Origin of the sequence: Halomonas sp. 111 (genome assembly GCF_052379685.1) — a bacterium.
Lineage (GTDB): Bacteria > Pseudomonadota > Gammaproteobacteria > Pseudomonadales > Halomonadaceae > Vreelandella > Vreelandella citrativorans.
Genome location: NZ_JBQSYV010000021.1, coordinates 33490 through 52329, shown reverse-complemented (window position 1 = coordinate 52329; position 18840 = coordinate 33490). Strand labels below are relative to the sequence as shown.

Below are 18840 nucleotides of genomic sequence, written 5' to 3'. Positions count from 1 at the left end.
GTAAGCGATGAGGCCGGGCACTGCTCGGCCTTTTTTGTGTCACCACGTTAAGGAACCAACAATGAAAACCCTTAAATGGATAAGCATTGGCGCGTGCGCCCTGGCCCCGACGGTTGCCTTGGGCACCACGTTAGAAACCGTTCAATCCCGCGATAGCGTACGCTGCGGGGTGAACGCCGCCCAGCCCGGCTTCTCCTCACTGGACGATAACGATACGTATCGCGGCCTGGACACCGATGTCTGCCGCGCGATTGCCGCGGCGGCATTAGGCGATGCCAGCAAGGTTGATTTCGTACCGCTCGATTCGGTGGAGCGTTTTACCGCCCTGCAATCCGGCGAAGTGGATCTGCTCTCCCGCACGACGACCTGGACCTCTAGCCGCGATACCACCCAAGGTATGCACTTTACCGGGGTGAGCTATTACGATGGCCAAGCATTCATGGTCGCAAGCGACCTGGGCGTGCAAAGTGCCGAAGACCTGGACGGCGCGGCGGTGTGCACGCAGTCAGGCACGACCAGCGAGCTGAACCTTTCAGACTATTTCCGTGTTAACGACATGCACTATGACGCAGTGGTGTTTGATTCTCCCGAACAGTCGATTGCCGGTTTTGAAGCCGGGCGCTGCGACGTCTTAAGCTCCGATGCTTCTCAGTTGTATGCCCAACGCATGCAGCTTGCCAACCCCGACATGGCGGTAGTGCTGCCCGAGATTATTTCCAAGGAACCGCTTGGCCCCGCCGTACGCCAGGGCGATGACCAGTGGTTCAATATCGTAAAATGGTCGCTGTTTGCCATGCTCAACGCTGAAGAACTGGGTGTCTCAAGCACCAATATTGATGAACACGCGGATTCCGATAATCCAGATATTGCCCGCCTGCTGGGCCAGGACGGCAGTTTTGGTGAAGGCATGGGACTTAATGACGACTGGGCTTACCAAATCGTCAAACAGGTGGGCAACTACGCCGAAATGTATGATCGCAACGTGGGCGTGGACTCTAACTTCAATATTACCCGTGGTTTAAATGCTCTGTGGCGCGATGGCGGCATTCAGTACGCCCCGCCCATTCGCTAGGGCTTACCGGTCAGCACTCTGCCATCAACCATCGGTTGTCGCACCAAAACAGCGCATGCGGCAACCGTTTCTATTTTTTTGCACCTAAACTTTCGTAGAAGCAGAATCATTTTGCGTTGAAAAGCGCTGAATTTGGCGTTGTACCCACATTGGCATCTTCCTTGCTAGCTTTATATGTCATGCCTTCGCATGCATAACAATATTAATTGAGGAAGGGAATTACCATGTTGAACAAGAAACACTGGGTATTACTGGCCTCTGCAGGCGCCATCACACTGACAGGCGCCACTAACGCTAACGCAGCAACACTTGAAGAAACCATTGAACGTGGAGCCGTGCAGTGTGGCGTCAGCGACGGTTTGCCAGGCTTTTCGGCACCCGATGGTGATGGCAACTGGCAAGGGCTGGATGTCGATGTTTGCCGTGCGGTCGCCGCTGCCGTGCTGGGTGATGCAGATGCCGTCAATTACATCTCTCTCAATGCCGTTGAGCGTTTCACTGCGCTGCAGTCTGGCGAAGTCGATTTGCTTTCTCGTAACACGACCTGGACCACCACCCGCGATACCACGCTGGGTCTGAACTTCGCAGGCGTCAACTTCTATGACGGTATCGGCTTTATGGTTAGCCGTGACCTGGGCATCGGCGGTGCTGATGAGCTGGACGGTGCGGCGATCTGTATCCAAACGGGCACCACCACCGAACTTAACGTGGCCGATTACTTCCGCGCCAACGATATGGAATTTGATCCTATCGTGTTTGATACCTCAGAGCAGACCGTGGGCGGCTTCCAGGCTGGCCGCTGTGACGTTCTAACCTCGGATACTTCTCAGTTGGCGGCGCTGCGCATTCAGTTAGATGATCCGGATGGCGCCGTCATTCTGCCCGATATCATTTCCAAGGAGCCGCTGGGCCCGGTAGTTCGCCAGGGCGATGACACCTGGTTCAACATCGTGAAATGGTCACTGTTTGCCATGCTCAATGCTGAAGAGTACGGCGTGACCAGTGAAAACGTAGAGGAAATGACCAGCTCCGAAAACCCCGACATCGCCCGCCTGCTTGGCCAGGACGGTAACTACGGTGAAGGCATGGGGCTTGATGCGGATTGGGCTTACAACATTATTAGCCAGGTCGGTAACTATGCCGAAAGCTTTGAGCGCAACGTTGGCATGGACTCACCGCTTGAGATTGAACGCGGTGCCAACGCGCTATGGAACCAGGGTGGTTTCCAGTACGCTCCGCCGATTCGCTAAGCATCTCGCTTGACCCGGCCCGTCGCGCTTAGCAGATGAGTGCCGACGGGCCATTTGATTGACCTTCCGTGTAGCGGAGACGCCACCCATGTCCGTAAGACCCAACACTCGCCCCGCTGGCCACAAGCCACCGTTTTGGCGAGACCGTGCCAAACGCGCACTTGTTTTTCAGCTGCTTTTAACGGCAGCCGTTGTCGTATTTTTGCTGTATATCGTCGGCAATACTCAGGACAACCTATCCGCCCGGGGTATCACCACCGGTTTTGGCTTTTTAAATAACACCGCAGGCTTTGGTATCGTACAAAGCCTGATCGACTACTCCTCTCAGGATACCTACGGCCGCACCTTTTTGGTGGGCTTGCTCAATACGCTATTGGTCGGCGCCTTGGGTGTGGTGGCCGCGACGCTGATTGGCTTTATTGTCGGCATTGCTCGCCTGTCGCCCAACTGGCTACTGGCACGCCTGGCCACCGCCTATATCGAAACTTTCCGCAATATCCCGTTACTGCTACAGATTTTTTTCTGGTACTTCGCCGTGCTGCGCACGCTACCCAGTGCAAGGGACAGCCTCTCGTTTGGCGAGGTTGTTTTTCTTAACGTGCGCGGTCTGTATCTGCCTGAGCCGCTTTTTGAGTCAGGCTTCGGGATGATTCCAGCGACCTTTATCGTCGCGGTTATCGCCAGTATTGCGCTGTGTGTGTGGAACAAGCGTCGCCAAGAGGCAACCGGTAAACGCATCCCAGCCGGGTGGATATCGCTTGCGCTGATTCTGGGGCTGCCGCTGCTGATTACGGTCGCCACCGGCGTACCGATCACCTGGGATATTCCGGAACTGCGCGGCTTTAACTTCCGCGGTGGCTTTACCGTGATCCCGGAATTTCTGGCGCTGTGGCTGGCACTTTCCATCTATACCGCCGCGTTCATTGCTGAAATTGTCCGTTCGGGTATTCAGGCCATTTCCCATGGCCAGACCGAAGCCGCCCAGGCACTGAGCCTGCCGCGTAACCTGGTGTTGCGCTTAGTGGTCATTCCGCAGGCGCTGAGGGTCATTATTCCGCCCCTCACCAGCCAGTACCTGAACCTGATCAAGAACTCCTCACTTGCCACGGCCATCGGCTACCCCGACCTGGTCTCCGTGTTTGCGGGCACCACGCTTAACCAAACGGGGCAGGCCATTGAGGTAATCGCCATGACCATGGCGGTGTATTTGACCATCAGCCTGTTGGTTTCCATGTTCATGAACTGGTTCAACGCCCGCGTAGCGTTGGTTGAGCGCTAGGCGCCGGTGAGGATAGCTTTATGATTCATAATCAAACAATGATTGATCAGCGGCCTGCCCCCAGCAATACCCTGGGGCCCGTGGCCTGGCTGCGCGCCAACCTGTTCAGCGGCCCGCTCAATACGCTGTTTACGCTGGTAGGGCTGTACGTTCTTTACCTGCTTTTGGTACCGACCATTCAGTGGGCGTTCATCAACGCCGATTGGGTAGGCACCACCCGGGACGACTGCTCGCGAGAGGGCGCCTGTTGGGTGTTCGTTAATGCGCGCTTTACGCAGTTCATCTATGGGCTTTACCCGCGTGACGAGATCTGGCGCGCCAATATTGTGTTTGGCGGCTTTTTCTCCCTGATCGCCTGGCTTGCTATCCCGCGCCTGCCATTCAAGCGCTGGGTAGCCGTGTTTGCCTTGGTGGGCTTTCCCATCGCGGCCTACGTATTGCTTCACGGCGGCTACTTTGACCTGCCACGCGTACCTACCCATCGCTGGGGCGGTTTGATGTTGACCCTGCTGCTGGCATCTGTAGGCATGATCGGGGCGCTGCCGATTGGCATCGTGCTGGCTCTGGGGCGGCGCTCTAACATGCCCATCGTGAAAAGCTTCTGTGTGATTTTCATTGAGTTCTGGCGCGGTGTACCGCTAATCACCGTACTGTTCATGGCCTCGGTGATGCTGCCGCTGTTTCTACCCTCTGGTATTAGCGTTGACCGCTTGGTGCGGGCGCTGATTGGCTTAACGCTGTTTCAAAGTGCCTACATGGCCGAGGTCATTCGTGGCGGTCTTCAGGCGATCCCCAAGGGCCAAGAGGAGGCCGCCGCGGCACTGGGCATGACCTACTGGAAGCGCATGGGCCTGATCGTTTTGCCCCAGGCGCTGAAGATGATGATTCCAGGCATCGTGAATACGTTTATCTCGCTATTTAAAGACACCACGCTGGTCATGATCATTGGGCTGTTTGACCTGCTGGGGATCGTGCAGGCGGCGCTTTCCGACTCCAACTGGCTGGGCTTTTCGCTGGAAGGCTACGTGTTTGCCGCGTTTGTGTTCTGGATTTTCTGTTTCAGCATGTCGCGCTATAGCCAGTATCTGGAACGCAAGTTGAACACCGGCCACAAGCGCTAACGCCGCTTTTTCAAGAATTTGAGCAGGATTTAATCATGACACAAGCAGCCACCAACCTCTCTGGCAACAGCATGTCTAAAAGCACGTCTGACCTAATGGTCGAAATGCGCGGCGTTAACAAGTGGTATGGCGACTTTCACGTACTGCGCGATATAGATTTCGAAGTAAAACGCGGCGAGCGGATCGTTATCTGTGGCCCGTCCGGTTCGGGTAAATCAACGCTGATTCGCTGCATTAATCACTTGGAAGAGCACCAGCAGGGCGATATCGTAGTCGGCGGGGTGCCGCTGACCCAAGACGTAAAACGTATTGAGCAGATACGCCGCAGCGTGGGTATGGTGTTTCAGCACTTCAACCTGTTCCCCCACCTGACAGTGCTGGAGAACTGCTGCATCGCGCCCATGTGGGTTCAAAAGAAGCCGCGCAGGGAGGCCGAAGAGCAGGCCATGCGCTACCTGGAGCGCGTACGCATCGCCGAGCAGGCTCAAAAGTACCCCGGCCAACTCTCCGGCGGCCAGCAACAGCGCGTGGCGATTGCCCGCTCGCTGTGCATGCACCCGGATGTGATGCTATTTGATGAGCCTACCTCGGCACTCGACCCGGAGATGATCAAAGAGGTGCTGGACGTCATGGTCGAGCTTGCCGAAGAGGGCATGACCATGCTCTGCGTGACCCACGAGATGGGCTTTGCCAAAACCGTCGCCGACCGAGTGATTTTCATGGATCAGGGGCAGATCATCGAAGAAAATGCGCCGGAGCCGCTCTTCAATAACCCGCAGTCCGAGCGCACCCAGCTGTTCCTGAGCCAGATCCTGGGGCACTAAGGCATACGGGGAGGCGCGATCTAAGGCGCGCCCACTTGGGTAATGCTGGCCGGTAACAGAGCAGGCTGCTCACGGTGTTGGGTGAGTGGCCTGTCTTGCAAGGCGGTCAGCAGTATCTGTAGCGGGTCGCCGTGACTAACGACCAGGATGGTTTCTCCCTCGCACTGCTGCTCCCGCTCCTCTATCACCGCCATCATGCGCGCAGCCACCGCGCTCACAGCCTCCACTTGGTGTGAAGTGTGGTCGGCATTCTGGGCATCCAGCGCCCACACATCCGGATAACGCTCGTCCGAGCCGCCCTCCAACTCACCGAAGGAACGCTCTCTAAGGCGCCTGTCGGCCGTCATCGTAAGCTTAAAGGCCTCGGCCACGCGGGCAGCCGTTTGGGTGGTGCGCAAAAAATCAGAATGCACCACCTGCGTTGGCACCGGCCAGGCCCATGCATGCACGGCGCTCGCCAGTTGCTGCTCGCCGATAGTGGAGAGTCCAAACGCTTCAACACCCCGCCCGGGACTACTGATAATCAACGCTTGCTGGTTTGCCTGGCTATGACCATGACGCATCAACAGGTAACGATTACGCCAATGGTAGGAGGCGGCAAGAAAAGTGTTTGACATAACTTTGTAACAAACCCTAGATTGAGAGTGTCGATTTTCGAAAAATAAATATTTTGATGGCTAAATGTACATTTTCGAAACACTTGACGCCTTTTGATCATGGCACAAAGTATATAAAAGAACATCATTAGCCTGCTGAGCAACTGCAAGAACACAAAAATAATTCATGAATGAGGCCCCTTATGACTTCCATGACGTTTTGCAAGCGTCCGCTTGCCCTACTGACCACAACTACGCTCTTGGCACTGCTTTCCAGTCATGCCTACGCCGAATGCGAACGCGGCGACCTTGATGCGCTTTACTGTGACGAAAACTCCGATATGGTCGCGGACCGTCCCGCCGATGAGGCGCAATGGCTAAATCCCGACACGCTTATCTTTGCCTATACCCCGGTGGAAGATCCAGCCATCTATTCCGATATATGGCAGCCCTTTATCGACCACCTGTCAGAGGTGACCGGCCGCGATGTGCGCTTCTTCGCCGTTCAGTCCAACGCGGCCCAAGTGGAGGCAATGCGCAGCGGGCGACTGCATATCGCGGGCTTTTCTACCGGTCCCACGCCCTTTGCAGTCAACCTGGCAGGGGCAGTTCCCTTTGCATTAATGGGCTCAGATAGCGGCCAGTTTGGCTATACCCTACAGCTTTTCACCCACGCAGACTCCGACATCCATGAACTGGAAGACCTGAAAGGTAAACGGGTTGCCCATACATCACCCACTTCTAATTCAGGCAATCTGGCGCCTCGGGCACTACTGCCTGAACTGGGTATAACACCTGACGAAGATTACGAAGTGGTCTACTCTGGCAGCCACGACCAATCCATGTTGGGCGTCGTGGCGCGCGATTACGACGCCGCCCCAGTGGCCTCGGAAGTGGTTGATCGAATGGCCGCGCGCGGGCTTTACGACACCGACGACGTCCGCATGATTTTTGAATCCGACCGCTTCCCCACCACCTCCTATAACTACGCCTACAATCTGCACCCGGACCTGGTCGAGAAGATCGAAGAGGCCTTCTTCAGCTTCGATTTTAAAGGCACAGAGCTTGGCGAAGAGTTTGAGGGTGTCGAGAAGTTCATTCCCATCAATTACAAGGATAACTGGCAGGTAATTCGCACCATCCAGGCTGCCAATGGCGTGAGCTATACGCCTGACAATCTGGAAGAGTAAAACGTACCGCGCCCGCGTGGCGCGGTTTGTTAGCTACCGATGGAAGCGAAAACATGCTGGAAATCAAGAATCTGGTCAAACGGTATGGCCGCGACAAAGCCGTGCTGGAAGGTCTCGACCTGAAGGTTGAGGGCAATAGCGTGGTATCGATTGTGGGCGCCTCCGGCGCCGGTAAAAGTACCATGCTGCGATGTATCAATCGCCTAGTGGAGCCGACCTCCGGCTCCATTACTCTCAACGGTACCGAGCTTGTGCATCTCAGGGGCGCTGACCTGCGCCGTGCGCGCCGCAAGATCGGCATGGTGTTTCAGGGCTTCAACCTGCTGGACCGCCTGACGGTAATGGAGAACGTGCTGGCTGGGCGGCTGGGCTACGTGAATCTCTATCAGGCAATTACCCGCCGCTACCCGCAGGCGGATATTGAGCGCGCATTTATGCTGATGGAGCGTGTGGGCATTGCCCACTACGCCAACAAGCGCGCCGATGAGCTTTCCGGTGGCGAGCGCCAGCGGGTAGGCGTGGTACGGGCGCTGATGCAGGAGCCCGACGTGTTGCTGGCCGACGAACCCACCGCCTCGCTTGACCCGCGCACCTCCGAGCAGATCATGATGCTACTGCAGAGCTTGGCAAGCGAGCTTTCACTGCCGGTGCTGATCAATATCCACAACGTGGCCCAGGCCAAAACCTACACAGAGCGCATTGTGGGTTTGCGCCACGGCAAGATGATTTTTGATGGCGTGCCAAGTGATTTCAATAAAGACGCGCTGGACGCCATTTACGGCGGCATCGAAGCACCGGACGATGCGATAAGCGACGCCCCATCAGAGGAGCGCGCCCATGACCCCGCCTGAGGCTTCATCCAGCACGCCGCGCACCTGGAAGAAACCGCCGTTCATTGCCAATCCTCTACTTCGCTACGGGCTGATCATCGTCGTGGCAGTGTATCTGGTGTGGGCATTTGGTTCGCTACCGTTCAACTGGGCGCGCATCTCTGAAGGATTGCCCCGCGCCGCACGTATCTTCAGCGGCGGCTTTCCACCCAACCTCGAGCGCTACGAACTTCTCCTGACCGGCTTCAAGGAGAGTTTTCAGATCGCCATTTTGGCCACGCTACTGGGCGTCTTCCTGTCGATCCCTTTTGCCGTGATGGCGGCGCGTAATATTGCGCCCATGCCGATCTACCTGATTGGCCGTGCAGTCATCATTATCTCGCGTAGCTTTCACCCGGTGATCGTGGCGATTCTGTTCGTTGCCGCCGTGGGGTTTGGCCCACTGGCGGGCATCTTGACGCTCACGCTCTACTCCATCGGCTTTGTCGGCAAGCTTCTGGCCGAGGAGATCGAGGAGATAGACTGGGGCCAAGTAGAGGCCATGCGCGCCGCTGGCGCCGGGTATCTGGCCACGCTCTTCTACGCCGTGTTCCCGCAGATTCTACCGCGCCAGGTAGGGCTTTCCATGTACCAGCTGGACAGCAACCTGCGGGCGTCTGCCGTGGTGGGTATCGTGGGTGCCGGCGGCATTGGCGGCACGCTGATGAACGCCTTCGGGCGCTATGACTATGACTTCGCCTTTGCGATCCTGCTGGTCATCATCGCGGTCATTTTACTCAGTGAAGGTATCAGCGGCTGGGTGAGGAAAAAAATATGGTAGATCATGCACAGAAACTCGCCGACCACGTTTGGCAACGTTTTGATCGCAAGGAACGTCTTATTCGCTTTGCCGTGCTGCTCATCACTCTGATGGTGGTGGTATGGGCGGTTCGCGATATCGATATCTTCTGGCCCTGGGTGTGGGATGCGCCCAACCAGATTTCCGGGCTGGGCGCGCGCATGTGGCCCCCCAGCGCTGCCGGGCTTGGCAATATCGTAAATGCCCTGATCGAAACGGTACACATAGCCACGCTTGCCACCTTCCTGACCATTTTTCTGGCATTGCCGGTGGCCTATATCGCCGCACAGAATACTACGCCCAACCGGGCCTGCCTGTGGCTGGGGCGGTTCATTCTGGTTTCCAGCCGCTCGGTGAACACCATCATCTGGGCGCTCTTGTTCGTGGCGATCTTCGGCCCCGGCGTGCTGGCAGGCATTCTCGCCATTGTGTTTCGCTCTATCGGGTTTATCGGCAAGTTGATGGGCGAAGCAATCGAAGAAATCGATAAGCGACCGGTCGAAGCCATGGAAGCCACCGGCGCCTCCAAGGCCAAGGTAATTGTCTATGCCATCGTGCCCCAGGTGATGCCAGCGTTTTTCGCCATCGTGATCCTGCGCTGGGATATCAACATTCGCGAATCTACCGTGCTGGGACTGGTGGGCGCAGGCGGGATCGGCGTCATTCTGCAGGGTGCCATTGATACCTTTGCCTGGCCTACCGTGGCGACCATTCTGATCGCAATTATTGTGCTAGTGCTGATTGGTGAAGCAATAACCAGTCTCTTACGACGTAAAGTGCTCTAGTTTGACCGAATGCCAAACGCTTGCCATGGTTAATATATCCCTAACGGCATGGAGGACGTTGACTGATGACAACCTATATCGTGGTAGCGGATGCCGCTCGAGCACGCATTTTCACTCGTGACTTTCTTCATCTGAAGGAGAAAGAGAGCCTGGTTCATGCCGAAGGGCGCCTGCATGAGGGGGATCTGATTACAGACAGTGCAGGCGCGGATGTACATGAGTCCATGTCATCGAGTTCACGTTCGTCTGCCGAAGGGGGGACAGCGTTAAAACATGAGAACGAGCTGTTTGCCAAAGAGGTGGCTCAATGCCTTTATAATGCCCGCGTCAATAACAGTATGGAAAAACTGATTATCGTCGCACCGCCCAAATTCCTGGGCCTGCTGCGCGAAAAGCTTGATGCGCCAACCCAGAAACTGGTACTCCATACGCTCTCGAAAGATCTTAGCAAAGCATCACTTAACGACATCCAGGAAGCCGTTAGCGACATGCGGTAAATAATTTCTGGCAATGATGGGGTTTCTACTAAAGTAGTGGTCGCTTTCGCCGATAAGCTAATCACCCTTACTCCGTATGCAGCAGCGCATACGGTTGCTTATCGACAAAGAGAGCGATCATGTTTTCCTCCCTTCGTGTACGTATTCTTCTGGCCGCTCTTGCAGCGATCACCCTTGGCTTGATAATCAATGGCGTGGTCAACTACGCAACGGTAAAACATCACAACGATGAACAGATAGCACGTAACCTTAAAGCGGTGGTCAGCGGCAATGCCAAAGCCTTGAACGAGTGGTTTAACGCTCGACTGGATATGCTGGAAAGCATGGAAACAGCAGCCACCAGTAACGCCCCCGGCCCGGCACTTCGTCAGCTCCTTACTTCAGGTGGGTTTATTTCCACCTATATTGGCTACCCTGGGGCGGGAGAGATTACCTATGATAACGACTTTCAGCCCCCAAGCGGCTACGACGCACGAGAACGCCCTTGGTACAAAGCGGCAGTAAGCACACAAGAAGCGATTATTACCGCGCCCTATATTGACGCTCAAACTCGCGAGCTGGTGGTCACGTTCGCTCGCCCGTTCTACCTGAATGGTGAACTGACTGCCGTGGTAGGTGCTGATATTCCTATCAGCAACATCGTCGAGACAGTGACAGGCATTTCACCGACCCTTTCAAGCTTTGGCTTTCTCACCACCCACGATGGCACTCTGGTCGCCCACCCCGATGCTGACTTGATACTGACGCCTGTGTCAGCCATTAACGAACAGCTTACGGCAGGCTCCATCAATCAATTAATGGGCGCTACCACGCCTCTGCCTCTTGCCCTGCAAGGCGACAACAAGCTATTGCTAGGCCACGTGATTGGCGGTGAAAACGGCTGGCGCCTTATTGTCGCGTTGGACGAGTACGAAGCCACCGCAGGATTACGCGCCATTACTACCTCTTCCCTTATTATCCTGGTGGTGGTCGCGATTATAACGGCGCTCGCCTTTGGCCTACTGCTTTCGCTACTGCTGCGCCGCCTGTTGGGTGTGCGTAACGCCATGGATAATATTGCCTCTGGTGAGGGGGACCTGACCCAACGCCTGCCTGAAGAAGGCAACGATGAAGTCACCCAAATCGCCCACTCTTTCAATCGATTCGTCGCCAGAATGGATGAGGTGATGCTGACCATTCGCGACAGTAGTCAGTCGGTACAGACCGCCGCCAATGAAATTTCCATGGGCGGGCAGGACCTGTCTCGCCGCACCGATAATGCCGCATCCAGCCTGCAACAAAGCTCGGCATCTATTGAAGAGATTACCAGCACCATTGAACACACGGCAGAGGCTGCACAACAGGCCAACCAGCTTTCGATGAATGCCTCTGAAGTGGCCAACAAAGGCGGTCAAGTAGTTGATCAGGTAGTGGCCACCATGGGCGACATCTCGGCAGCGTCGCATAAAATCAGTGATATTGTGTCACTGATGGATGGCATTGCTTTCCAGACCAACTTGCTAGCCCTGAATGCCTCCGTTGAAGCAGCCCGTGCCGGTGAACATGGTCGGGGCTTTGCGGTCGTGGCGGATGAGGTTCGTAAGCTTGCACAGCGCAGCAGCGATGCTTCCAACGACATCAAAACGCTGATCGATACCTCACACCAGACGGTCACCAACGGCACCGAACTTGTTCAAAGCGCCGGTGCCACCATGCGTGACATTGTGGAGAGTATTACCCGTGTCACCGATGTGCTGGGTGAGATTGGTGCCGCCACGCGCGAGCAGAGCGACGGCATCCATCAGGTTAATATCGCGGTGGCTGAGCTTGACCGCATGACCCAACAAAACGCCGCGATGGTGGAAGAGTCCACTACCGCCGCCGAGCATCTAAAAGAGCAGTCACTGCGCCTTTCCGATGTCGTTGGCGGTTTCACCCTATCAAACGGTTCAGCATCCCAACATGGCCGGCTTATACCGCCCTCTCCCACTCTCGCGTCACGCCATCGCTAATCACGGCATGGCTAGTCACGACATAACCAAGTGCTGAGGGCAATAAAAACCATGAATTTCAAGTCAGTCCGTACGTTAATTACCCTCCTGGTAGGCGGCTGTATCTTGCTGGTGGTGGCGGCATTGGCCGCCTACTCACTGGTTGCCAATGAGCGCTCTCAGGCGGTGGTAGAAGACCAGACCAAAGAGCTGCTTGAGCGCAATATCGAAGCACGCTTAACGGCGGTTGCCTCAGCGCAGGCTGAGCTTATCCAGGGCCAGTTTGAAAAAACCCTCAAGATTGCCGAAAACCTGGCCGCCACCAATGCCATGCTGGGACAGCGGGATAACAACGGCCGACCGGCACTGAACCTCAGCCGCCGCGAAATTTCGCTGCTGGTACGCCAAACGGTGATCACCAACCCCGAAATACTGGATGCCTATATCGGCTGGGAACCAAACGCCTTTGGTCTGGATGCGCGGTTTGCCGGGCGCGAGGGTCTTGGCTACGGTGACGATGGCCGTTTCCAACCCTGGTGGTATCGCACCGAGAACGGTGATTTAGCCGCGCTTCCTCTAGGAGAGACTATGGAGAGTGAGGCTATTCAGGCAAGCGGCGTGCGCAGCGGCGAGTACTATCTATGCCCGCGTGAAACGCTTGCCCCCTGTATCGTTGACCCGGCGCAGTTCGATTACGACGGCAAGCTCACGTTGGTCACCTCGTTCAATGCCCCTATCATCGTTGATGGAGAGTTTCGTGGCGTTGCAGGCGTTGATTATACGGTCGACTTTATTCAGTCGATACTTAACGAGGCCAACCAAACGCTATACAGCGGCGCGGGCGAAATAGCGCTTATCGCCTCGCAGGGAGGCGTCACGGCCTACACCAGCGATGCCTCCCTGGTTGGGAAATCTGCAAACGAAGCCTTTAATCCCTCCCTACAGACGCATATTCGCCGTGCTCAACAGGGCGACGTGGTCCGTAACGTTGACCAGGCGCAGGGGATGATCGAACTCTATTGGCCCTTTACCATCGGCGGTACTGAAGCGCCCTGGGTATTGATGCTTCGCTTACCCGAGCAAGCCGTGTTTGCTGGCTTAAACAACATGCAGGAGCAGATGCAAGAGCAACGCACGGCCTCCATGTTGAGCATGCTGGGCATGGGCCTTGTCATCGCGCTTCTGGGCTTGCTGGTCAGTTGGGTGTTGGGCAGCAGCATTTCTCGCCCGCTGCGACACCTCGCCGAGCGTATGCGTGATATCGCCTCGGGCGATGGCGACTTAACCCAGCGCCTGCCGGTGCGTGGGCGCAATGAAAGCGCCGAACTTGCCATCCAGTTCAACGCCTTTGCGGTCAAGATTCATGATGTGCTGGTGGATGTACGCGCCAGCAGTGAATCCGTTCATCATGCGGCCAATGAGATTACCCAGGGCGGCCAGGATCTTTCTCGGCGCACCGACCAGACCGCGGCCAGCTTGCAACAAACGTCCTCGGCCATGGAGCAGATCAGCAGCACCGTCGGCCATACCTCCAGTGCCTCCCAGGAAGCCAGTGGGCTTTCTCAAACGGCCTCACAGCTGGCCTCGCGGACCAACTCGGCGTTTGAGCAGGTGGTGGTCACAATGGATGACATTCGTACTACCTCGGCTGAAATTCAGGAAATTGTAACCGTGATTGACGGCATCGCCTTCCAGACCAACCTGCTGGCCTTGAACGCGTCGGTAGAAGCGGCGCGTGCGGGTGAGCATGGCCGTGGGTTTGCGGTGGTCGCCGATGAAGTCCGCAAACTGGCGTCTCGCAGTAGCGACGCCGCCGCAGATATCCGCCAGCGCATTGATGCCTCAACGGGCAAGGTGGAAAGTGGCACCCAGTTGGTCCGGGGCGCTGAAACGGCCATGCATGAGCTGGCGGAAAGTGTCACACGCGTCACCCAAATGCTGGCCGAGATAAGCACCGCGGCAAGCGAGCAGAGCGACGGCATCAGCCAGGTCAGCATCGCCGTGACCGACCTGGACCAGATGACCCAGCAAAACGCGGCACTGGTAGAAGAGTCCACCACGGCTGCCGAGCAGCTCAAGGATCAGTCTGAACGGCTCTCGGCATTAGTCGGTGGCTTTACGCTTGAAGCCAGCAACACTTCTTCTCGCCATCAGTTGCCGCCTCCACCCTCTTCGTCCTACTAACCCATCAGTGGCGGCGATAGGTTGCTATATCGCCGCCGTATTGGATGGATGCACGAAGGCCTTACCCCTTGCTTTCCTTATTAATGAGGCTCTACTCATGCTGTCGTCCCTACGCTTGCGCATTCTGGTAATCACGTTGGTTGTGATCACTCTGGCGTTAACCATCAACGCTTTTGTCAGCTATTCGACCCTACAAACTCATAACGACGAGCAGGTCGCCCAGCAGCTCGAATCCATCGCACAGGGTAACGCGCTAGCCATTGAGGAGTGGGTGGCCGCCCGTGCAGCCATACTGGAAGCAGCGCGCACGCCGGTGATTGATAACGACCCGCTCGCACCGCTGGTGCAGCTAGCGGAATCTGGCGGGTTTCTGGCGGCGTTTTTTGGCCAGCCTGATGGCAGCCATCTCTCGTCCGATGGCTGGATACCCGGTGATGATTATGACCCGCGCCAGCGCGACTGGTACCAGGCGGCGGTGGCCCAGGATGGCACTATCGTTTCGCTACCCTACGTGGATGCCAACAGCAATCAATTGGTCGTTACGTTCGCAACACCGGTCAAACGCGATGGCCGTCTTTACGGCGTCATCGGCGGTGATGTGGTGATTGATAATCTAGTTAGTCAGGTCAACGCTATTCAACCCACCCCATCAAGCTTCGCTTTCCTGAGTAGCGGTGGCGAGACGGTGATTGCGCACCCTGATGCGGCGCTAACGCTTGAGCCGCTAAGCCAAATCAGCAACGCCTTAACGCCTAGCGCCCTTCAACGACTGAGTGCCACCCAGGGCGCTTGGGAGCCTATTGACGTAAGCGGCCAGACCAAACGTTTGTCTGTGACGTCTATCGCCGGTACCGACTGGGAGCTAGGTGTCGCGCTTGATGAGTATGAAGCGACGTCTGGCCTGCGCGCTATTCTGAGCTCTTCGCTGATCACCCTGTTAGCAATCATCGCCGTGACGGTGCTGCTGCTAAGCCTGTGGCTCAAACGTGCTTTTTCTGGCCTTGAACGAGCGCGGGACGCGCTGGACGATATTGCCAGCGGCGAAGGGGATCTGACTCGTCGACTTCCCGAGCATGGGCGTGACGAAGTCGCTCAGATAAGTGGTGCCTTCAACCGTTTTGTCGGCAAAATGGAAGCTGTGTTGATAGATGTACGCACCAGCAGCGTATCGGTGCATCACGCAGCGAATGAAATCGCCATGGGTGGTCAGGATTTATCCCGCCGCACCGACAACACCGCGGCCAGCCTGCAGCAAACGTCGGCGTCTATTGAAGAGATCACCAGCACCGTACAACACACCGCTGCCTCGGCTCAGGAAGCCAACAAGCTCTCGCAAACCGCTTCAGAAGTCGCCAATGAAGGCGGCCAAGTGGTCGCGGATGTTGTCACCACCATGGAAGACATTACCCGCGCGTCCGATAAAATCGGTGACATCGTTACCTTGATGAACAGTATTTCGTTTCAGACCAACCTTCTGGCACTCAACGCCTCGGTGGAAGCCGCCCGCGCAGGCGAACATGGGCGTGGTTTTGCAGTGGTCGCCGAGGAAGTACGCAAGCTGGCCAGACGCAGCAGCGAAGCGGCCAACGATATCCAAAAGCTGATCGAAGATTCACAAAGCAAGGTCAATAACGGCACCACGCTTGTTCGTAATGCGGGGGTCACCATGAAGGATATTGTGGCCCACATCACGCGCGTCTCGGACGTACTAGAAGAGATAAGAGCGGCCACCAGCGAGCAAAGCGACGGTATCAACCAGGTCAACATTGCAGTTGCCGAACTGGACCGCATGACCCAAGAGAACGCCGCCATGGTGGAGGAGTCCACCACCGCCGCCGAGCAGTTAAAAGAGCAGGCCGATCATTTGGCCACCACCATTGGTAGCTTTAAGTTATCGCAGCACTCATCAGCACCCTTGGCATTGCACTCGCCCAATGCTGTGACCGCGCATTGAATGCTTAAGGCACCGGCGGCAGCTCAATATCGTCACTGCGTTTAGCGCCTGCGGTCATTTCGCGGCACAAGCGCAGGAACTCACGCACGCCCGTGGTGAGGTATTTATGGCGGTGCCAGATAAAGGTGAACTGACGCTTTAGATCCAGCTCCGGCGTGGGAAGCGGTACCAGGCTTCCTCGCCGGAAGGCATCACGTAGCGCCAGCCGTGAGACACAACCGATGCCAAGCCCCGACTCTACCGCCCGCTTGATCCCTTCCGTATGCTCAAGCTCCAACAACGTATTAAACCGGCTGCGCCGGTGGCGTGCGGCGTGCTCTAGTGTCATGCGGGTGCCTGACCCCTCTTCGCGCATGATCCAGTCTTCGCGCAGCAGTTGCTCAAGCTCAAGGTGCTCTTTTCCCGCCAGCGGGTGGCGCGGCGAGCAGAAAACACACAGCTCATCCTCAACCCAGGGTTGGCTGATGATCATTTCGTCATCGCACTGGCCTTCAATCAGGCCCAGATCCAGTGAATGCTGGCGCACGCCCTCAATAATGTGGCGCGTATTACGTACCGAAAGGCGCACCCGGCTGCCGGGGTAACGCTGCATAAAATCACTGATCAGAAGCGTTGCCAGGTAGTTGCCAATGGTTAGTGTGGCCCCCACGTCCAGCGCCCCAACGCCTTGCTGGCCGCGAAGAAGTTCTTCGATCTCCTCGCCGCGGTCAAGCAGTGCTACCGCCTTGGGCAGCAGTTGAAAGCCCAGCGCATTTAATTTTAACCGCTTTCCCATGCGGTCAAGCAGTTGGCAGTCGAACTGACGCTCAAGCTCGGCAAGCGCCGTGCTGGTGGCCGATTGAGACATGGCCAGCGCACGCGCCGCTTGCGAGACGCTCTCGTGCTGAGCGACCGCGACAAAGACTTCCAATTGCCGGAGGGTATAGTGCATACAGGACCTATATCGATTTTAAAGATAAGTGTTATCAATATAATTCGCTTAACAGATATATCACCTTTACTTAGAATTGATGACAACATATTTCATGATTTTTTATTCTTTTAAAGAATATAGATGCTGTGATTTCCGGCCAGCATCGCTATAGGGAGACATTGGTATGAGTAAGTTTGCTCTGGAAGAAGTTCTCAGCGTTCACCACTGGAACGATACCCTGTTTAGCTTCCGCACTACGCGCGAGCGCAGCCTGCGTTTTAAAACCGGCCAGTTTGTCATGATCGGTCTGGAAGTGAACGGCAAACCGCTGATGCGTGCTTACTCCATCGCCAGCCCGAACTATGAAGATCACCTTGAGTTTTTCAGCATCAAGGTGCCCGATGGCCCGCTGACCTCACGCTTACAGCATCTGAAAGTAGGCGATCAAATCATGGTCAGCCGTAAGCCGACCGGTACGCTGGTGTGCGACGACCTACTGCCGGGCCGCAACCTGTATATGCTCTCGACCGGAACGGGCCTTGCACCGTTTATGAGCCTGATTCAGGACCCAGAAGTGTATGAGCGCTATGAGAAAGTCGTGCTGGTACACGGTGTGCGTGAAGTTTCTGAGCTGGCCTACGCTGATTTTATTACCAAAGAGCTGCCTGCCCATGAGTATCTGGGTGAAGATATTACCAATAAGCTGGTCTATTACCCCACGGTAACGCGTGAAGAGTTCCATACCATGGGCCGCTTAACCGACCATATCCGTAGCGGTAAAATCTTCGAGGATACCGGCCTTCCGCCGATCGACCCGCGCCAAGACCGTGCCATGATTTGTGGCAGCCCCGCGATGCTGGATGACACCAGCGCGCTGCTGGATGAGCTGGGGTTGAATATCTCACCGCGTATGGGTGAGCCGGGTGATTATGTGATCGAGCGTGCGTTTGTTGAGAAGTGATGGGCTGGTGAGTCGTGAAGAGTGAGGTGCGAATAGTCGAACCAGATCACTGCCCCCTCATACGTCACTCGCTGATAAAAAGCCCTGCGGAGATACTCCGCAGGGCTTTGATTCATGACTTACTACTTACCCCTCACCCTTCACTACTCACCCTTCACCCGCTTAAACCGCGTCTTTACCCGTTTCGCCGGTACGAATACGAATGACCTGCTCAAGCGGCATCACGAAGATTTTACCATCGCCGATTTTACCCGTGTTGGCGACTTGGGTAATCGCATCAATTACCTGCTCAACCATATCGTCATCGACAGCGACTTCCAGTTTCACTTTGGGCAGGAAATCCACCACGTACTCAGCACCGCGATAAAGCTCCGTGTGGCCCTTTTGACGACCAAACCCTTTTACTTCTGTGACAGTAATGCCCTGCACGCCGATATCGGAGAGCGATTCGCGTACGTCATCAAGCTTGAACGGCTTGATAATGGCTGAGATCAATTTCATTGCGACATCCTCTAGCTTGGTGGCCATTGTATTGTCTATTGGGTGCGGCGAAAGCCAGCCACCTCTGGTGCTAAG

General features: G+C 56.1%; 17 protein-coding genes. 14 read left to right on the top strand and 3 right to left on the bottom strand.

Annotation, left to right across the window (positions count from 1 at the left end; translation table 11 throughout):
- Positions 1-61: 61 nt before the first annotated feature.
- From ACT3T7_RS15250 to ACT3T7_RS15230, 5 genes are all read left to right on the top strand, one after another.
- Entirely contained in the window at positions 62-1072 is a 1011-nt protein-coding gene (locus tag ACT3T7_RS15250; RefSeq protein WP_193054092.1) for an amino acid ABC transporter substrate-binding protein, read from the top strand.
- A gap of 224 nt (positions 1073-1296) precedes the next feature.
- Positions 1297-2322 carry an amino acid ABC transporter substrate-binding protein gene (locus ACT3T7_RS15245; protein ID WP_193054093.1) on the top strand — a complete coding sequence of 342 codons (1026 nt, stop codon included), beginning with the start codon at positions 1297-1299 and terminating at the stop codon, positions 2320-2322.
- 88 nt (positions 2323-2410) lie between these two features.
- Entirely contained in the window at positions 2411-3601 is a 1191-nt protein-coding gene (locus ACT3T7_RS15240) for an amino acid ABC transporter permease (RefSeq protein WP_444631467.1), read from the top strand.
- Positions 3602-3621: 20 nt separating this feature from the next.
- Complete coding sequence (locus ACT3T7_RS15235) at positions 3622-4722, top strand: amino acid ABC transporter permease (RefSeq protein ID WP_193054095.1); 1101 nt, start codon at positions 3622-3624, stop codon at positions 4720-4722.
- A 95-nt stretch (positions 4723-4817) separates the two neighbouring features.
- Entirely contained in the window at positions 4818-5546 is a 729-nt protein-coding gene (locus ACT3T7_RS15230) for an amino acid ABC transporter ATP-binding protein (RefSeq protein ID WP_193054108.1), read from the top strand.
- A 20-nt stretch (positions 5547-5566) separates the two neighbouring features.
- Here ACT3T7_RS15230 and ACT3T7_RS15225 read toward each other — a convergent pair whose 3' ends face one another.
- A complete protein-coding gene (locus ACT3T7_RS15225) occupies positions 5567-6163 on the bottom strand; it encodes a histidine phosphatase family protein (RefSeq protein WP_193054096.1) in 597 nt (198 codons plus the stop codon).
- A 182-nt stretch (positions 6164-6345) separates the two neighbouring features.
- Here ACT3T7_RS15225 and phnD point away from each other — a divergent pair, with 182 nt between their 5' ends.
- From phnD to ACT3T7_RS15185, 8 genes are all read left to right on the top strand, one after another.
- Positions 6346-7332: a phosphate/phosphite/phosphonate ABC transporter substrate-binding protein gene (gene phnD / locus ACT3T7_RS15220; protein ID WP_172116907.1), complete on the top strand. Its 987-nt coding sequence runs from the start codon at positions 6346-6348 to the stop codon at positions 7330-7332.
- Between the two features lie 53 nt (positions 7333-7385).
- The gene (gene phnC / locus ACT3T7_RS15215) at positions 7386-8183 is read left to right on the top strand and encodes a phosphonate ABC transporter ATP-binding protein (RefSeq protein WP_172116906.1); all 798 of its coding nucleotides are present in this window, start codon (positions 7386-7388) and stop codon (positions 8181-8183) included.
- A complete protein-coding gene (phnE, locus tag ACT3T7_RS15210; protein ID WP_193054097.1) occupies positions 8170-8982 on the top strand; it encodes a phosphonate ABC transporter, permease protein PhnE in 813 nt (270 codons plus the stop codon). Before phnC ends, phnE (ACT3T7_RS15210) begins: the two co-directional genes overlap by 14 nt.
- Positions 8976-9785: a phosphonate ABC transporter, permease protein PhnE gene (gene phnE, locus ACT3T7_RS15205; protein ID WP_172116904.1), complete on the top strand. Its 810-nt coding sequence runs from the start codon at positions 8976-8978 to the stop codon at positions 9783-9785. Before phnE (ACT3T7_RS15210) ends, phnE (ACT3T7_RS15205) begins: the two co-directional genes overlap by 7 nt.
- Before the next feature lie 65 nt (positions 9786-9850).
- Positions 9851-10282, top strand: coding sequence for a host attachment protein (locus ACT3T7_RS15200; RefSeq protein ID WP_172116903.1), 432 nt, complete (start codon positions 9851-9853; stop codon positions 10280-10282).
- Between the two features lie 119 nt (positions 10283-10401).
- Positions 10402-12273, top strand: a complete 1872-nt coding sequence (locus tag ACT3T7_RS15195) for a methyl-accepting chemotaxis protein (RefSeq protein WP_444631466.1) — start codon at positions 10402-10404, stop codon at positions 12271-12273.
- Positions 12274-12324: 51 nt separating this feature from the next.
- Positions 12325-14436, top strand: a complete 2112-nt coding sequence (locus tag ACT3T7_RS15190) for a methyl-accepting chemotaxis protein (RefSeq protein WP_444631465.1) — start codon at positions 12325-12327, stop codon at positions 14434-14436.
- Between the two features lie 97 nt (positions 14437-14533).
- Positions 14534-16390 carry a methyl-accepting chemotaxis protein gene (locus ACT3T7_RS15185; RefSeq protein WP_192527778.1) on the top strand — a complete coding sequence of 619 codons (1857 nt, stop codon included), beginning with the start codon at positions 14534-14536 and terminating at the stop codon, positions 16388-16390.
- Positions 16391-16394: 4 nt separating this feature from the next.
- Here the strand turns inward: ACT3T7_RS15185 and ACT3T7_RS15180 are convergent, their stop codons facing one another.
- Positions 16395-17321 (bottom strand): LysR family transcriptional regulator, encoded by a 927-nt coding sequence (locus ACT3T7_RS15180; protein ID WP_087110560.1) that lies wholly within the window; start codon positions 17319-17321, stop codon positions 16395-16397.
- Between the two features lie 166 nt (positions 17322-17487).
- On the opposite strand from ACT3T7_RS15180, the gene ACT3T7_RS15175 reads away from it, so the two are divergent.
- Positions 17488-18264 (top strand): ferredoxin--NADP reductase, encoded by a 777-nt coding sequence (locus ACT3T7_RS15175; protein WP_087110558.1) that lies wholly within the window; start codon positions 17488-17490, stop codon positions 18262-18264.
- 162 nt (positions 18265-18426) lie between these two features.
- Here ACT3T7_RS15175 and glnK read toward each other — a convergent pair whose 3' ends face one another.
- Positions 18427-18765, bottom strand: a complete 339-nt coding sequence (gene glnK / locus ACT3T7_RS15170; protein ID WP_027337179.1) for a P-II family nitrogen regulator — start codon at positions 18763-18765, stop codon at positions 18427-18429.
- Positions 18766-18840: the final 75 nt, after the last annotated feature.

Coding starts and splice junctions, on each gene's coding strand:
- ACT3T7_RS15250 (WP_193054092.1), top strand. CDS start 62: ATGAAAACCCTTAAATGGATAAGCATTGGCGCGTGCGCCCTGGCCCCG.
- ACT3T7_RS15245 (WP_193054093.1), top strand. CDS start 1,297: ATGTTGAACAAGAAACACTGGGTATTACTGGCCTCTGCAGGCGCCATC.
- ACT3T7_RS15240 (WP_444631467.1), top strand. CDS start 2,411: ATGTCCGTAAGACCCAACACTCGCCCCGCTGGCCACAAGCCACCGTTT.
- ACT3T7_RS15235 (WP_193054095.1), top strand. CDS start 3,622: ATGATTCATAATCAAACAATGATTGATCAGCGGCCTGCCCCCAGCAAT.
- ACT3T7_RS15230 (WP_193054108.1), top strand. CDS start 4,818: ATGGTCGAAATGCGCGGCGTTAACAAGTGGTATGGCGACTTTCACGTA.
- ACT3T7_RS15225 (WP_193054096.1), bottom strand. CDS start 6,163: ATGTCAAACACTTTTCTTGCCGCCTCCTACCATTGGCGTAATCGTTAC.
- phnD (WP_172116907.1), top strand. CDS start 6,346: ATGACTTCCATGACGTTTTGCAAGCGTCCGCTTGCCCTACTGACCACA.
- phnC (WP_172116906.1), top strand. CDS start 7,386: ATGCTGGAAATCAAGAATCTGGTCAAACGGTATGGCCGCGACAAAGCC.
- phnE (WP_193054097.1), top strand. CDS start 8,170: ATGACCCCGCCTGAGGCTTCATCCAGCACGCCGCGCACCTGGAAGAAA.
- phnE (WP_172116904.1), top strand. CDS start 8,976: ATGGTAGATCATGCACAGAAACTCGCCGACCACGTTTGGCAACGTTTT.
- ACT3T7_RS15200 (WP_172116903.1), top strand. CDS start 9,851: ATGACAACCTATATCGTGGTAGCGGATGCCGCTCGAGCACGCATTTTC.
- ACT3T7_RS15195 (WP_444631466.1), top strand. CDS start 10,402: ATGTTTTCCTCCCTTCGTGTACGTATTCTTCTGGCCGCTCTTGCAGCG.
- ACT3T7_RS15190 (WP_444631465.1), top strand. CDS start 12,325: ATGAATTTCAAGTCAGTCCGTACGTTAATTACCCTCCTGGTAGGCGGC.
- ACT3T7_RS15185 (WP_192527778.1), top strand. CDS start 14,534: ATGCTGTCGTCCCTACGCTTGCGCATTCTGGTAATCACGTTGGTTGTG.
- ACT3T7_RS15180 (WP_087110560.1), bottom strand. CDS start 17,321: ATGCACTATACCCTCCGGCAATTGGAAGTCTTTGTCGCGGTCGCTCAG.
- ACT3T7_RS15175 (WP_087110558.1), top strand. CDS start 17,488: ATGAGTAAGTTTGCTCTGGAAGAAGTTCTCAGCGTTCACCACTGGAAC.
- glnK (WP_027337179.1), bottom strand. CDS start 18,765: ATGAAATTGATCTCAGCCATTATCAAGCCGTTCAAGCTTGATGACGTA.